12 protein-coding genes and 13 tRNA genes are annotated in these 15179 nt (G+C 59.9%); 23 read left to right on the forward strand and 2 right to left on the reverse strand.

The genetic code is table 11. The features are described from left to right. Position 1: 1 nt before the first annotated feature. The 5 genes from ispE to ychF all read left to right on the forward strand — a co-directional run bounded on the left by ispE (position 2) and on the right by ychF (position 4703). Positions 2-868 (forward strand): 4-(cytidine 5'-diphospho)-2-C-methyl-D-erythritol kinase, encoded by an 867-nt coding sequence (ispE, locus tag ABD997_RS00435; RefSeq protein ID WP_345315055.1) that lies wholly within the window; start codon positions 2-4, stop codon positions 866-868. Between the two features lie 264 nt (positions 869-1132). After that, the gene (locus tag ABD997_RS00440; protein ID WP_345315056.1) at positions 1133-2080 is read left to right on the forward strand and encodes a ribose-phosphate pyrophosphokinase; all 948 of its coding nucleotides are present in this window, start codon (positions 1133-1135) and stop codon (positions 2078-2080) included. Positions 2081-2316: 236 nt separating this feature from the next. Beyond that, positions 2317-2988: a 50S ribosomal protein L25/general stress protein Ctc gene (locus ABD997_RS00445; protein ID WP_345315057.1), complete on the forward strand. Its 672-nt coding sequence runs from the start codon at positions 2317-2319 to the stop codon at positions 2986-2988. 2 nt (positions 2989-2990) lie between these two features. Continuing rightward, entirely contained in the window at positions 2991-3587 is a 597-nt protein-coding gene (pth, locus tag ABD997_RS00450) for an aminoacyl-tRNA hydrolase (protein WP_345315058.1), read from the forward strand. Between the two features lie 24 nt (positions 3588-3611). After that, positions 3612-4703 (forward strand): redox-regulated ATPase YchF, encoded by a 1092-nt coding sequence (ychF, locus tag ABD997_RS00455; protein WP_345315059.1) that lies wholly within the window; start codon positions 3612-3614, stop codon positions 4701-4703. Between the two features lie 226 nt (positions 4704-4929). Here ychF and ABD997_RS00460 read toward each other — a convergent pair whose 3' ends face one another. Beyond that, complete coding sequence (locus ABD997_RS00460) at positions 4930-5772, reverse strand: universal stress protein (protein ID WP_345315060.1); 843 nt, start codon at positions 5770-5772, stop codon at positions 4930-4932. Positions 5773-6056: 284 nt separating this feature from the next. Between ABD997_RS00460 and ABD997_RS00465 the strand changes: the two genes are divergently transcribed. The 15 genes from ABD997_RS00465 (at position 6057) to ABD997_RS00535 (ending at position 10721) form a co-directional block, all read left to right on the forward strand. After that, positions 6057-6133 (forward strand) — tRNA-Met (locus ABD997_RS00465). Positions 6134-6157: 24 nt separating this feature from the next. After that, positions 6158-6242, forward strand: a tRNA-Leu gene (locus tag ABD997_RS00470). Positions 6243-6247: 5 nt separating this feature from the next. Then, positions 6248-6322: transfer RNA gene (locus ABD997_RS00475), tRNA-Gln, on the forward strand. Between the two features lie 43 nt (positions 6323-6365). After that, positions 6366-6442 (forward strand) — tRNA-Met (locus ABD997_RS00480). A gap of 122 nt (positions 6443-6564) precedes the next feature. Then, positions 6565-6639 (forward strand) — tRNA-Gln (locus ABD997_RS00485). Between the two features lie 122 nt (positions 6640-6761). Beyond that, positions 6762-6838: transfer RNA gene (locus ABD997_RS00490), tRNA-Met, on the forward strand. A gap of 37 nt (positions 6839-6875) precedes the next feature. Beyond that, positions 6876-6950, forward strand: a tRNA-Gln gene (locus ABD997_RS00495). Between the two features lie 73 nt (positions 6951-7023). Then, positions 7024-7098, forward strand: a tRNA-Gln gene (locus ABD997_RS00500). 301 nt (positions 7099-7399) lie between these two features. Further along, positions 7400-7474, forward strand: a tRNA-Gln gene (locus ABD997_RS00505). 111 nt (positions 7475-7585) lie between these two features. Beyond that, positions 7586-7675 (forward strand) — tRNA-Ser (locus tag ABD997_RS00510). 61 nt (positions 7676-7736) lie between these two features. Continuing rightward, positions 7737-7813 (forward strand) — tRNA-Met (locus ABD997_RS00515). A gap of 35 nt (positions 7814-7848) precedes the next feature. Then, positions 7849-7925, forward strand: a tRNA-Met gene (locus ABD997_RS00520). Between the two features lie 35 nt (positions 7926-7960). Then, positions 7961-8037: transfer RNA gene (locus tag ABD997_RS00525), tRNA-Met, on the forward strand. Positions 8038-8440: 403 nt separating this feature from the next. Next, positions 8441-9472: an FUSC family protein gene (locus ABD997_RS00530; protein WP_345315061.1), complete on the forward strand. Its 1032-nt coding sequence runs from the start codon at positions 8441-8443 to the stop codon at positions 9470-9472. A 217-nt stretch (positions 9473-9689) separates the two neighbouring features. Continuing rightward, positions 9690-10721, forward strand: a complete 1032-nt coding sequence (locus ABD997_RS00535) for a TIGR00341 family protein (RefSeq protein WP_345315062.1) — start codon at positions 9690-9692, stop codon at positions 10719-10721. Positions 10722-10735: 14 nt separating this feature from the next. Here ABD997_RS00535 and ABD997_RS00540 read toward each other — a convergent pair whose 3' ends face one another. Continuing rightward, positions 10736-11908 carry an FAD-dependent oxidoreductase gene (locus ABD997_RS00540; protein ID WP_345315063.1) on the reverse strand — a complete coding sequence of 391 codons (1173 nt, stop codon included), beginning with the start codon at positions 11906-11908 and terminating at the stop codon, positions 10736-10738. A 256-nt stretch (positions 11909-12164) separates the two neighbouring features. Between ABD997_RS00540 and miaB the strand changes: the two genes are divergently transcribed. Genes miaB through ybeY form a run of 3 tightly spaced genes read left to right on the forward strand, consistent with a single transcriptional unit; the run spans position 12165 to position 15166 of the window. After that, positions 12165-13595: a tRNA (N6-isopentenyl adenosine(37)-C2)-methylthiotransferase MiaB gene (gene miaB / locus ABD997_RS00545; RefSeq protein ID WP_345315064.1), complete on the forward strand. Its 1431-nt coding sequence runs from the start codon at positions 12165-12167 to the stop codon at positions 13593-13595. Between the two features lie 22 nt (positions 13596-13617). Beyond that, entirely contained in the window at positions 13618-14721 is a 1104-nt protein-coding gene (locus ABD997_RS00550; protein ID WP_345315065.1) for a PhoH family protein, read from the forward strand. Next, positions 14711-15166, forward strand: coding sequence for an rRNA maturation RNase YbeY (ybeY, locus tag ABD997_RS00555; RefSeq protein WP_345315066.1), 456 nt, complete (start codon positions 14711-14713; stop codon positions 15164-15166). The genes ABD997_RS00550 and ybeY overlap by 11 nt, the downstream gene beginning before the upstream one ends. Positions 15167-15179: the final 13 nt, after the last annotated feature.

Consider the following 15179-nt stretch of genomic DNA (forward strand, 5'->3'; position numbering starts at 1 on the left):
CATGCACTCAGCCTTCACCGACTGGTGGCCAGCCCCGGCCAAGCTCAATCTCTGCCTCCACATCAACGGTCGGCGTGCGGACGGCTACCACGAGCTACAGACCCTGTTCCAGTTCATCGACTGGGGTGACCGCCTGCGTTTTCGCCTGCGCCAGGATGGGGAGATCACCCTCTCTCCGGCGCTGCCCGGTGTTCCGAGCGAACAGAACCTGATTGTCCGTGCCGCCCGTGCCCTGCAACAGCACACCGGCACCGGTCTGGGTGCGGATATCGAGCTGGATAAGCGCCTGCCAATGGGCGGGGGGATCGGTGGGGGCTCCTCCGATGCGGCCACCACGTTGGTGGCGCTCAATTCACTGTGGCAAACCGCAGTCGATGAGGACACCCTGGCCGAGCTGGGGTTGAAGCTCGGGGCGGATGTTCCCGTCTTCGTTCGTGGCCGGGCCGCGATGGCCGACGGCGTTGGCGAACAACTGCGCCCGGTCGAGGTCGACGAACCCTGGTACCTGGTGGTGGCACCGGATGCCGAGGTGAGTACTGCCGCGGTGTTTACCCATCCCGATCTGCCCCGTGACACCCCCAAGATCCCGGGGCTTGAACGTCAGCCGGAGCAGTGGAAAAACGACTGCCAACCACTGGTTTGCGGCCTCTACCCCCAAGTTGCAAAGGCGCTGGCCAGATTGCTAGACTATGCGCCGTCAAAAATGACCGGTACCGGCAGCTGCGTTTTCGCCGTGTTCACTGACGAAAACAGTGCACGGGCAGCCCGGGAGGCGCTTCCGCGGGACTGGGTGGCACATGTCGCCAAGGGCTGTAATCGCTCTCCCCTTCTGCTTCGTCGCGACAGCGCCGATTCGGTCATAGAGTAAACGTCGTCTCGGCTCGACCGAGCACCATCGGCACCGTGCCACGGGAACAAGATAAGGACAGAACCTTGGTTTCCATGATGCGGTATCGACTCAGGATTGCCCCCTCCCCACCGGGGGAGGAACAGTCCAGGAGGCCGGGCTTTGGCTCAACGCCTCCTTGGTGTGAGAGAGGAACGACAACGGTTCCAACATTAGGATCCTTACGAGGGTTATGGATGTCGACGGGCATCCACTCCCAAAGCCAACATGCCTGAGGTTTATCTCGTGCCCGACATTAAGCTGTTTACCGGCAACGCCAACCCGGAACTAGCGAAACTCATCGCCCAACGCCTCTACTCAACCCTCGGCGACGCCGAAGTTGGCCGTTTCTCCGACGGCGAGATCAGCGTCCAGATCAACGAAAACGTTCGCGGCTCTGACGTCTTCATCATCCAATCCACCTGCGCGCCCACGAACGACAACCTGATGGAACTGGTGGTCATGGTCGACGCCCTGCGTCGTGCCTCTGCCGGCCGCATCACCGCCGTGATCCCCTATTTCGGCTACGCCCGTCAGGATCGCCGCGTTCGTTCCGCTCGTGTGCCTATCACCGCCAAAGTGGTTGCTGACTTCCTCTCCAGCGTCGGTGTTGACCGGGTGCTGACCTGTGACCTGCACGCTGAACAGATCCAGGGCTTCTTCGATGTCCCGGTGGACAACGTGTTCGGCAGCCCGGTACTGCTGGAAGATATGCAACGCCGTAACCTGGATAACCCGGTTGTGGTCTCCCCGGACATCGGTGGTGTAGTGCGTGCCCGCGCCGTCGCCAAGCTGCTGGATGACAGCGACCTGGCGATCATCGACAAACGTCGTCCCCGCGCCAACGTATCCCAGGTGATGCACATCATCGGGGATGTCAAAGATCGTGACTGCATCATCGTCGATGACATGATCGATACCGGTGGCACCCTGTGCAAAGCTGCCGAGGCACTCAAAGCCCAAGGCGCCCGCCGTGTCTTCGCCTACGCCACTCACCCGATCTTCTCCGGTGACGCTCCGAAGAACATCGCGGAGTCGGTCATCGACGAAGTGATCGTGACCGATACCGTGCCGCTGTCCGATGCTATGAAGGCCACCGGCCGCGTGACCCAACTGACCATGTCCGGTGTGATGGCCGAGGCGATCCGTCGGGTTAGCAACGAAGAGTCCATCTCCGCCATGTTTGAGCACTAAGTCGCGCTCAAAACGGCAACAAAAACGCCCCGCCAGGTCAACCTGACGGGGCGTTTTTTCACCGCCGTTTTGCCCCTCCCGCCTCCTTGGTGGTAAACTGCCGCGCCTTTGTCTGTTGCCGACACGCCGTTTTCCTGGGTGACAAAGACGCCCAAGCCGGCGTGGTTGGTATATAAGGAAAGAGACCCGTTTCTGGTCGCGGAAACGGGCAACACACCACACAAGGAGAAAGATCGATGTCAGATTTTGAGTTTGATGCCGAGATCCGTACCGATTTGGGCACCGGAGCGAGCCGCCGGTTGCGTCGGGAAGGGCAGGTACCCGCGGTGCTGTACGGTGGAGACAAAGAACCCCTGTCCCTGACGCTGTCCCACAACGCCGTCAACCGGGCCCAGGAAAATGAGGCATTTTACAGCCATGTGCTGACCCTCAACATCAACGGGAAGAAGCAAGAAGTGATCGTCAAGGCGATCCAGCGCCATCCCTACAAACCCAAACTGTTGCACCTGGACTTCCAGCGCATCGTGCGTGGCGAAGCGATGAACGCCACCGTACCTCTTCACTTCATCAATGAAGAGGAGAGCCCGGGCGTTCGTGCCGGTGGCACAGTGATGCATCTGCTTAACGAAGTGGAAGTGCACTGTCTGCCCAAAGATCTGCCTGAGTTTATCGAGGTGGATATCGTCGCGCTGGACAATGGCCAAAGTCTGCACCTGACCGACATCACGCTGCCCAAAGGGGTTGAGTTGGTTGCTCTGAGCAAAGGTGAAGACAGCCAGGATCTCTCCGTTGTCACCATGCGACCGCCCAGAGGCGCCAGCGAGGAAGATGAAGCGGAAGAGAGCGAGGAGCCGAGCGTCACTAACGGTGAAGGTGACGGTGACAGCGAAACCAAGTCAGAAGAGTAACGGTGAGCAGTAATATCCGTTTAATCGTGGGCCTGGCAAATCCAGGCCCCGAATACGCCAACACCCGCCATAACGCGGGTGAATGGCTGATCAAAGAGCTGGCGCGCCAGCACAACGTATCCCTGAAGGCTGAGAGCAAGTTTTTCGGCCTGACCGGCCGAATCCAGAGTGCCGGCCAGGATCTGCGACTGCTGATCCCCACGACCTTTATGAACCTCTCCGGCAAGGCAGTGGGCGCCCTGGCCCACTTCTATGGTTTCGAGCCGGAGGAGATCCTGGTGGTCCACGATGAGCTGGATCTCCCACCCGGCGTTGCCCGCATAAAGCAGGGCGGTGGCCACGGAGGTCACAACGGGCTCAAAGACATCATTGCCCGCCTGGGCAACAACAAGAATTTCTACCGGCTGCGCGTCGGCATCGGCCACCCTGGCGATCGCAACCGCGTGACCGGCTACGTGCTGGGCAAAGCCCCGGCCAGTGAGCAACGGGCCATGGACGAGGCCATTGACGAGGCGTGCCGCTGCGTCGACATCCTACTGAAGGATGGCATGACCAAGGCACAGAATCGCCTCCACGCTTTTTCGGCCCAACCGGCCTAACAGACGACAAAGGTTAACATCACCATGGGTTTTAAATGTGGCATTGTGGGCCTGCCGAACGTCGGCAAATCCACGCTGTTTAATGCACTGACCAAGGCGGGTATCGAAGCCGCCAACTTCCCGTTTTGCACCATCGAGCCGAACACCGGTGTGGTTCCGGTGCCGGATAAGCGCCTCGACGCCCTGGCCAAGATCGTCAACCCCCAGCGGGTACTGCCCACCACCATGGAGTTCGTCGATATCGCTGGTCTGGTGAAAGGGGCTTCCACGGGCGAGGGTCTGGGAAACAAGTTCCTCGCCAACATCCGTGAGACCGATGCCATCGGCCACGTGGTTCGCTGTTTCGAGAACGACAACATCGTCCACGTCGCCGGCGGGGTGAACCCCGCCGAGGACATCGAGGTGATCAACACCGAACTGGCACTGGCCGATATGGATGCGGTGGAAAAGGCACTGCACCGTCTGGGCAAACGTGCCAAGGGGGGGGATAAAGATGCCAAGGCGGAGATCGCCGTTTTGGAAAAGATCCTGCCCGCACTGGAAGCCGGTGAGATGGCCCGCTCCGTCTCCCTGTCCGACGATGAACTGACCATCATCCAGTACATGGGCCTGCTGACCCTCAAGCCCACCATGTACATCGCCAACGTCAACGACGATGGCTTTGAAAACAACCCCTATCTGGACCAGGTTCGCGAAATCGCCGCCAAGGAGAACGCTGTCGTGGTTCCGGTTTGTGCCGAGATCGAATCCGAAATCGCCGAGCTGGACGACGAAGAGCGGGAAGAGTTCATGGCCGATCTGGGCATCGACGAGCCCGGCCTGAACCGGGTAATCCGCTCCGGCTACGAGCTGCTCAACCTGCAAACCTACTTTACCGCCGGGGTCAAAGAGGTGCGCGCCTGGACCATTCCGGTCGGCGCCACCGGCCCCCAGGCCGCCGGTAAGATCCACACCGACTTCGAGCGTGGCTACATCCGCGCCGAAGTGATCGCCTACGACGACTTCATCGCCCTGGGCGGGGAAAACGCCGCCAAGGAAGCCGGCAAAAAACGCTCCGAAGGTAAGGGCTACATCGTCAAAGATGGCGACGTGATCCACTTCCTGTTCAACGTCTAAGACGTTCGCGACCTTATTGGTAGATTCAGGCCCGGCTTATGCCGGGCCTGCTGCTATCTGAAGACCTACCACGAACACCACACTCAGCAGCAGCGGGATTACGCAGGGTTGTCACTATAGTGCTAGGGAACGACCACCTCACCCGGAACGAAAAGCGGCTCGCCATGCTGATGGAGTTTCAGCAAGGACAAACGACCCTGAATGGCCTGCCTTTATAGCCGCCGTTTCAGGCATTCACTGCCGGGGTATCGACGCAACTCTTTTCCGGCACCAGCAGCAGGTGGCAGGACAGGTGTGCCATTAGCTGTTGCGGCAATCCCCCCTCCCCCTTAATCGCCGCCATCAGTCCACGCCGGGGTACGCAGCCCAATACCAGGGTATTTGCCCCCAGCGCACAGCTCATATCCCGAATCACCAACCCCGGGTTACCCGCTTTGACGTGGATCCTCTCTTCCGTCACCCCCTCCCCGGCGAGCCACGCCAGGGGCAATGTCTTATTCTCCATCGCCCTACGCTCACGCCAGCGGGCATTGAGCAGATCCAGATCTTTCCAGAACCCCGCCAGGACCGGGACATAAAGCACATGCAGTTCCGCCCCCTGCGCCTGTGCCAGGCACTTGGCCTGCTTCAATACATGAACATTCAGCCTTTCAACCCGCGGGCTTCGATGCCCAAGATCCAGTGCAGCCACCACCGTACCCTTCTTGACTCTCACCTTGGGTGTCAGCATCCACACCGGTAACGGGGAGCGCTTCAGGACCTGCCAGTCCATCGGTTCGCCATCCTGGGATTTGATAATAAGATCACAGGGCGTCAGTCGCAGCACGGAGTCGATCGCCTCGTAAAGGGGTGAGCCGCACTGGCTATAAAACTGAACCACCTGTCCGCTCTCGTCACTGCACTGTTGTGCCAGGGAGTGGCAGCGAGCCAGGCTAAGCGTCTGAGCCTCATTAGCGGTGTGATGCAGCACCAGCAGGGCGCGCCCAGTACTTTGGGCCAACGCCAACGCCGAGACCAGCGGCTCGGTAGAAAGCTCGGGGGTTGGGACTATCACGAGAAAAGGCTTCAAATCGTCACTCCAATTCCGGGGAAAACGCGCCCGGGACGTTTGAATGAGGCTTTTCAAGGTATAGCAAGAATTGGCGGAGCGCGTTTAGCCACCCAAACGTCGCTGCACCCTGTCGGGATATCGCTGCTCTTTTGCCCACTTTTGCGTACCCAAATGGTGCTTTTTTGCCTAGCCTGTTTACTTTGCCGTCGAATGGGACGCAGGCTCGACTTTTTCCCGGCAAAGCGGTTGACGCTCAGGGGGCAACTCCGCATAATACGCCCCGCTCCCAACGAGGAGTTGTTGGCTACGTAGCTCAGCTGGTTAGAGCACGGCACTCATAATGCCGGGGTCGCAGGTTCAAGTCCCGCCGTAGCCACCACCTTACGATATGTAGGGACATTGTGCGGAAGTGGCGGAATTGGTAGACGCACCAGATTTAGGTTCTGGCGCCGCGAGGCGTGAGAGTTCAAGTCTCTCCTTCCGCACCACCTTTTGGGCTATCGCCAAGCGGTAAGGCAGCGGGTTTTGATCCCGCCATTCCCAGGTTCGAATCCTGGTAGCCCAGCCATATTCGAGTGATGGATGCTATCCGTCACTCAAAAAGTTTTCGTGGCTATGTAGCTCAGCTGGTTAGAGCACGGCACTCATAATGCCGGGGTCGCAGGTTCAAGTCCCGCCATAGCCACCATGACTTGCGTTGTTATGGCGTCAGGAAAGTGCGCGACACTCAGCTAACACTGAGGAGTCACAGGTACAATCCGCCATGGCGACCATCTTTCAAGTCTTAGAGTTCGCTTTAAGCACCCAAGTTGGGCTATCGCCAAGCGGTAAGGCAGCGGGTTTTGATCCCGCCATTCCCAGGTTCGAATCCTGGTAGCCCAGCCATTTTCAGGATGCACTCTCGCAATGCGGGTTATGATCCCGGCGACACGCCCAGGTTCCAATTCTGGTCGCGCAGCCACACTTTCGATGTTCGATACACTCGGCCATCACGCGACAATTGTCGTGGCTATGTAGCTCAGCTGGTTAGAGCACGGCACTCATAATGCCGGGGTCGCAGGTTCAAGTCCCGCCATAGCCACCATGTTTCAAGTCTTAGAGTTCGCTTTAAGCACCCGAGTTGGGCTATCGCCAAGCGGTAAGGCAGCGGGTTTTGATCCCGCCATTCCCAGGTTCGAATCCTGGTAGCCCAGCCATCTTAAGGTTGAACTCCCGCATTGCGGGTTTTGATTCCGAAGTCTCAACGTCCATGACGTCGAGCAACCAAGTTGGGCTATCGCCAAGCGGTAAGGCAGCGGGTTTTGATCCCGCCATTCCCAGGTTCGAATCCTGGTAGCCCAGCCATCTTCAGGATGTACTCTCGCAATGCGGGTTATGATCCCGGCGACACGCCCAGGTTCCAATGCTGGTCGAGCAGCCATACTCAGGATGAATCCCCACAATGCGGGTTTTGATCCCGGCGACTCGCCCAGGTTCTAATTCTGGTCGAGCAGCCATCTTCAGGATGTACTCTCGCAATGCGGGTTATGATCCCGGCGACACGCCCAGGTTCTAATTCTGGTCGAGCAGCCATCTTAAGGATGAACTCCCGCATTGCGGGTTTTGATTCCGAAGTCTCAACGTCCATGACGTCGAGCACCCAAGTTGGGCTATCGCCAAGCGGTAAGGCAGCGGGTTTTGATCCCGCCATTCCCAGGTTCGAATCCTGGTAGCCCAGCCATTTTCAGGATGCACTCTCGCAATGCGGGTTATGATCCCGGCGACACGCCCAGGTTCTAATTCTGGTCGTACAGCCATATTGCAAAGCCAGCAATGCTGGCTTTTTTGTTTCGGTGAGGTGGCCGAGTGGCTGAAGGCGCGCCCCTGCTAAGGGCGTATAGGTTAATCCCTATCGAGGGTTCGAATCCCTCCCTCACCGCCATTACTTTTTCCGTTTAACGGCAAAGGTGATGCTTCTGGTCAGAAGTGAAATGACAATCGGACGCGGGGTGGAGCAGCCTGGTAGCTCGTCGGGCTCATAACCCGAAGGTCGTCGGTTCAAATCCGGCCCCCGCAACCACTTCTTTCTCAGAAGCAAAACAGAGAACAATCGGACGCGGGGTGGAGCAGCCTGGTAGCTCGTCGGGCTCATAACCCGAAGGTCGTCGGTTCAAATCCGGCCCCCGCAACCACTTCTTTCTCAGAAGTAAAACAGGGAACAATCGGACGCGGGGTGGAGCAGCCTGGTAGCTCGTCGGGCTCATAACCCGAAGGTCGTCGGTTCAAATCCGGCCCCCGCAACCACATTCCTCAACAAAGCCAACCTGTGGGTTGGCTTTGGTGTATCTACTTTTCCATAAGTCGGTGTTCTCCCGAGACTCTGCGAGCCCCCTCCACTCATGGCTTCAGAGCCACAGTCGCTCGTCGGACTCAGCTCTCCATAACAGCCGCGAAGGCCCCGCTTCAAATCCGGCCCCCGCAACCACATTCCTCAATAAAGCCGTGCGCCCCTGAGACTCTGCGCGACGCTTTTTGGTCAGGGCTTAACAGCAACAACCGCTCGTCGGTCTCAGCGCCCCATAAAGCCGCGAAGGTCCTGGGCCGAAATTCAATTCCCTTAACTTCACCGTTTAACAATGCCCTGCTGACACCAGGACAAACAATGTTGCCTAAACTAGCTGGCAAGACAGATGACATGGGTTGGTCAATGAAACACAGTCGCCCTCTCTCCCGGCGGGATCACTTTATCTTCAGTAATTACCGCATCGTGCATGCTGTTCGAGTCACCCTGGCGTTTGTCCTGACCCTGTACCTCACCCGCTACCTGGGATTACCGGAAAGTGCCTGGATCCTGCTTTCCCTGGTCGTTGTCATCACGCCGATCTCCTTTGTCGGCAATGTCTCCCAACGGGCCTGGCACCGGGTTTTCGGCACCCTTATCGGCGCCCTGTCCGGGTACCTGGCGATCTGGCTAAGCCATCACGCGCACTGGGCGATGATTCTATGGTGCGCCCTGGTGATCTTCTCCAGCGCCTACTTTGCACGCGGGCAGCGCCCCTACGTCGGCCTGCTGATCGGTGTGACCCTGGCCGTCACCATCGGAGGGGGAGACCGGCAGCTGGATATCGCCCTATGGCGTGGTGTCGATGTGGCCATCGGCTGTGGACTGGCACTGCTGTTTTGCTACATCTATCCGCAACTGGCGTTCCACCAGTGGCGCCTGCGCAGCGAAGCGGTGACCCGGGGTCTGGTAACCTTGTACCAAAAGCAAGTAGAGGGCGAAGCGGACATCCCCCTGAAACACAAGGCACAACAGCAACAGATCAGCGCCCTCAGCAGCCTCATCGCCCCCGCCTCCAAGGAGACCCACCTCAATCCAGCGCTCTTTGAAGCCGTACTTGCCCAGCTGGTCAATACCCGTCACATCCTGGAGTTGCTCGCCAGTGAAACCTGGCTGGAGGGGCCCTGGCCCGCAGCGATCCAAGCGCCGCTGAACCAGTGCCGGCAGATCTCCATCCACGCCCTGGAGGAGATTGCCGATGCCATGCTTCAAGCCACGCCCCCACCCGCTGGCCAAAGCTGGCCGGAAGAGGAGCTGGCAGAGGCATTGACCCAATACGCTCAGCAGCAGCCGGTAGCGCAACAGCGACAGCTGCACGGATACCTCTGGTTGAACTTACGTTTGATTAAGGAGATCAAGGAGCTGCGACAACTTAGCAGCTACCTGATGATGAACTAACGCCGGGCTGGCCGGCTCCCCTATCCCGGGCAGACAAACGCCTTCATAATGTTATTGTGATATCGCCACTCAATGGGCTTGAAACCCATTAAGCGGACTCTAAGCAACGCCAGAACCATCAGGGCTCTAGAATGGATAAGCTAACGAGTGAGTGTCGAGCCTTCTTGCACCAGGTGTAAATTGGCCCAGCACACATGAATCATTTTTAGGAGTTTCCATGGCCCTTCGGCTCATGCAAGTGATGATCCCCGCCGACGCCGAGTCGGAGTTGAAGCCTCTGTTGGAGGGGTGCGATATTTTGACCTCCTGGTGTGACGACAGCGAACCCGCACGTCTGATTGTTCAGCTTCAACTGCCAGCAGAAAAAAGCGAAGCGCTGATGGATGACCTGGAGGAGTGTTTCGAAGAGCACGAGGATTTTCAGCTGTTGCTGCTGCCGCTGGAAGCCGTGCTGCCTCACCCGACCCCCGAGGACGACACGGCCCCCAACACCAATGGATACACGGGAAGTGATTCTCTGAAAGAGACAATCCGGGTCAGCCGGGAGGAGCTCTACAGTAACCTCGGCGAGACCCTGGGGGTAAACCGGGCATTTATCGCCATGATCCTGCTCTCCACGGTTGTCGCCGCCGTGGGCCTGATCCAGAACGATGTGGCGGTGATCATCGGCGCCATGGTAATCGCCCCACTGCTTGGCCCCAATGTGGCGATGTCACTCTCGGCCACACTGGCGGATCGCGAGCTGTTTCTGAATGCTCTGCGTACCGCCATCGCCGGAACAGCCGTCGCCCTGCTGGCCTCGGTACTGATCGGCCTGGGGCACCCCGTCACGCCGGATAACCCCGCCATTGCCGCCCGCTCCGACTTCAATTACAGCGACATTATCCTGGCCCTGGCTGCCGGCTCCGCCGGCACCTTTGCCTTTACCCGGGGCCAGGCCAACGCCGTGATCGGGGTGATGGTGGCGGTCGCCCTGATCCCGCCTCTGGTGGCCTGTGGCCTGTTGCTGGGGAGCGGTCACTTCAGCGAATCCGCGGGCGCCCTGGTGCTGGTTTTAACAAACATTATCTGCATCAACCTGGCGGGGATCCTGACCTTCATCTTCCAGGGGGTACGCCCCCGCCGGGTCTGGGAGAGCAAGCGCGCGGAGAAAGCCCGACGCTATACCCTCGCGATCTGGCTGGTACTCCTGGTACTGCTGCTCACCCTCGGCTGGCTGACCCGCCAGCTACCGGACCTTTTCGGCTGACCCAAGTTGGACCGTTAAGAGAGCCCCATGGCGTAGCGCATCACCTGGCGTTTGATCGGCCCACTGCGCTGAGCGGCCCCCAGCGCCAGGTTTCGTGCCAGTTTCAGCGGCAAGAAATCGTTGGAAAACGCCTTGTAGAAAAGATCCATCGCCGACTGCATCATCAGGTTATCCGGCTGCCGGGCACTCTGATATCGCGCCAGCACCTCCGGGGCATCCCACGCGTCTGGGTCGCTGTTCTTCGCCTCGCCGAGGATCTCCGCCAGTGCCGCCACATCCTTGAAGCCCAGGTTAACCCCCTGCCCCGCCAGCGGATTGATGGTGTGGGCCGCATCCCCCAGCAGCACCATGCGCCCGGCAAAGTATGCCTGGGCATGGCGCCGAACCAGTGGAAAAGATGCCAGCGCCTGCACCTCGAACTCCCCCAGGCGAGCAGGGAAGTGCTGCTGGATCTCCGCCTTCAGCGCCGCCTTATCGAGCCGCTTTAGGGCCGCAATCCGCTCCGGGCTGTCATACCACACCAAAGAGCCCTGGTGTCCGACCAGGGGCAGGAACGCCCTTGGCCCCTGGGGCGTGAACAGCTGCCAGGTGATCCGCTGCTGCGGCATCTGAGTTTCGACATTGATCGCCAGGCAGTGCTGACGATAGCTCCAACCGGTGACGCCGATCCCCGCCGCCTGGCGCACCCGGGACTCCGCCCCGTCACACCCCAAAAGCAAGCGACCGCTTAGGGTCCGCGCCCCCAACGTCAGGTAGGCGCCCTCAGCGTCCTGCCAGAGCTTGGAGGGGGCTTCCCCCACCAGGAGATCGACGTTATCGAGCTGCTCTAACACTTGCCAAAGCCCCAGTTGGACCACCCGGTTTTCGATGATATGGCCCAGGTGATCGTGGCCAATCTCCTCGGCGCAGAACGCCACCTCACTCTGCGCCCACTCCCAGGTTGCCAGGGTATCGTAGGGGGCCAGGCGCATCCCGGTGATAGGCTCCCAGGCGCCAAGGCTTTCCAGCAGACGCTCAGAGGCCGCACTGACGGCGCTGACACGCAGATCCAGCGGCTGATCCGCGGCAAAGGGGGCGGGGGCCTGAGCCTCGATCAGGGCGATACGAAAGCCGTGGCGCGCCAGGGCACAAGCGCTGGCCGCCCCAACCATACCGGCGCCGACGATCAGCACGTCATAGTTATCCATGGTGGTAACTCCTTCATTCCAATAGCCGCAGTGTACGCCACCAGGCCGCTCCATATCAGCCCCAATAGCGTGGCCCGGCGTGAGCCCGGCGACAAAATCACCGCCCGCCCTGCTCATTTTTTCCCCAGCATGAATGCCTTAGCAAAAAGGTCGGAAAAAGGCCTCGCCACGTCGGCCGGATCCCTAGTCATGACCGGCGTTCGGCGCTAAAATGCACGGCTAATTTTTTTACACCCACTTTGAGCGACGCTGATTGATGAGCAAAAAACTGCACATTAAGACCTGGGGCTGCCAGATGAACGAGTACGATTCCGCCAAGATGGCGGATCTGCTGGATGCCTTCGGCAACTACACCCTGACCGAAGAGGCGGAAGAGGCGGACGTCCTGCTGCTGAACACCTGTTCCATCCGGGAGAAGGCCCAGGAGAAGGTGTTCCACCAACTGGGACGCTGGCGTCCGCTCAAAGAGGCCAAGCCCGAACTGGTGATCGGCGTCGGCGGCTGCGTTGCCTCCCAGGAGGGGGATGCCATTCGCGAGCGAGCCCCCTACGTGGACATCGTTTTCGGCCCCCAGACCCTGCACCGCCTGCCGGAGATGATCGCCAAAGTCCAATCCGGTGAACACGGCGTGGTGGACGTCTCCTTCCCCGAGATTGAGAAGTTCGACCGCCTGCCGGAGCCCCGCGCCGAGGGAGCCACCGCCTTTGTCTCCATCATGGAGGGCTGCAACAAGTACTGCTCCTTCTGCGTGGTGCCCTATACCCGCGGTGAAGAGGTCAGCCGGCCCCTGGACGACGTCCTCTACGAAGTGGCGCAACTGGCGGAACAGGGTGTCCGGGAGATCAACCTGCTGGGCCAAAACGTCAACGCCTACCGCGGGGCAACCCACGACGACGGCATCTGCAGCTTTGCGGACCTGCTGCGCTACGTCGCCGCCATCGACGGCATCGACCGCCTGCGCTTTACCACCAGCCATCCGGTGGAGTTCACCCAGGACATTATTGACGCCTACGCCGACGTGCCGGAGCTGGTGGACTTCCTTCACCTGCCGGTACAGAGCGGCTCCGACCGCGTACTGACCATGATGAAGCGCAACCACACCGCGCTGGAGTTCAAGTCGATCATCCGCCGTCTGCGCAAGGTGCGCCCCGACATCCACGTCAGCTCTGACTTCATCGTGGGCTTCCCCAACGAGACCGATCAGGATTTCGAGGACACCATGAGCCTGATCCGCGAGATCGACTTCGACATGAGCTTCTCCTTCATCTACAGCCCCCGTCCGGGTACCCCGGCGGCGGACATGGTGGATGACGTCGACGACGAGACCAAGAAACAGCGTCTCTACATCCTTCAGGAGCGCATCAACCAGCAGGCGATGCAGTACAGCCGCCGTATGCAGGGCACCATCCAGCGTATCCTGGTTGAGGGCACCTCGAAAAAGAACGTGATGGAGCTGCGCGGGCGTACCGAGAACAACCGGGTGGTAAACTTCGAAGGGCAGCCGGAGCTTATCGGCAGCTTTGTCGATGTGGAGATCACCGACGTGTTCCCCAACTCTCTGCGTGGTACGCTGGTGCGCACGGAACAGGAGATGGATCTGCGTCGCGAACTGCGGCCCGGTGATATCCTTAAGAAACGCCCCAACAACACCCCCGACGAGCTGGGCGTTGCCACGTTCCAGCCGTAACGGTCGCCACTAAGGACAGAGATTGAGTAACAAATTGCTGACCCTCGAGGTCCACCTGGAACCGGCCCAGAACCAGCGCCTGGCGGCGCTGTGTGGGCCCTTCGACGACAACCTGAAGCAGATTGAGCGCCGACTCGGCGTGGAGGTGAGTTACCACAGTAACCACTTTACCGTGGTGGGGCAGCCAACCCAGGCCAAAGGGGCCATTGAGCTGCTGAAAACCCTCTACGTCGAAACCGCCCCAGTGAAGGGGCAACAGCCGGACCTGGAGCCGGAACAGGTGCACCTGGCCATCCAGGAGACGGTCCGGCTGGAAGCGGAGGACACCAGCGCTTTGGGCGATGAGGTGTTCCTCAAAACCAAGAAGGGGGTGCTCAAGCCCCGCAACCCCAACCAGGCGCAGTACATCCGCAACATCATCGCCCACGACATCTGTTTCGGTGTCGGCCCAGCCGGTACCGGCAAGACCTACCTGGCGGTCGCAGCGGCGGTGGATGCCCTGGAGCGACAGGAGATCCGTCGCATCCTGCTGACCCGTCCAGCGGTGGAAGCGGGCGAAAAGCTTGGTTTTTTGCCTGGCGACCTGAGCCAGAAGGTCGATCCCTACCTGCGCCCCCTGTACGACGCCCTGTTCGAGATGTTGGGCTTCGAGCGGGTGGAGCGCCTGATTGAGCGTAACGTCATCGAGGTGGCCCCCCTGGCCTACATGCGTGGCCGGACCCTCAACGACGCCTTCATCATCCTCGACGAAAGCCAGAACACCACGGTGGAACAGATGAAGATGTTCCTGACCCGCATCGGCTTTAACAGCCGCGCGGTGATCACCGGTGACATCACCCAGGTGGATCTGCCCCGGGGCACCCGCTCCGGTCTGCGCCACGCCATCGAGGTGCTGCGGGACGTCGAAAGCATCAGCTTCAACTTCTTCCAGTCCACCGACGTGGTGCGCCACCCGGTCGTGGCCCGCGTTGTGGAAGCCTACGAGAAGTTTGAACGGGCCGAGCAGGCCAACAAGGCCAGGATTGAGAAGGCTCGCCAGGCCGAGCGCGAGGCACTGGTGGCCGCCAACACGCCAGCCGCGGCCAGCGTCAGCACACCGAAAGGGGAGTCTAGCGATGAGCAATGATCTGGATCTGCAGATCGCCGTGGAGGACGCGAACCTTCCGACCCATGACCAGTTCCAGGCCTGGGTCGATGCCGCCCTGGCCGGGCAGGCGGGTGAGCATGAACTGACAATCCGCGTCTGCGATGCGGCGGAAAGCCAGCAGCTCAACCGGGATTACCGGGGCAAGGACAAGCCCACCAACGTGCTCTCCTTTCCCTTCGAGGCCCCGCCGGGGATCGAGCTGCCCCTGCTGGGGGATCTCGTGATCTGCGCCGAGGTGGTGGCCCAAGAGGCGGCCGAACAGGAAAAAAGCCTGATGGATCATTGGGCTCACATGGTCATTCATGGTTGCCTACACTTGATCGGCTACGATCACATCGAGGATCAGGATGCCGAGGAGATGGAGGCGCTGGAGCAACAACTGTTAGCGCAACTGGGCATTGCCGATCCCTACCAAGAACGGTAATCTGACCCTGAAT

This window comes from Ferrimonas gelatinilytica, from assembly GCF_039544205.1.
Taxonomy (GTDB): domain Bacteria; phylum Pseudomonadota; class Gammaproteobacteria; order Enterobacterales; family Shewanellaceae; genus Ferrimonas; species Ferrimonas gelatinilytica.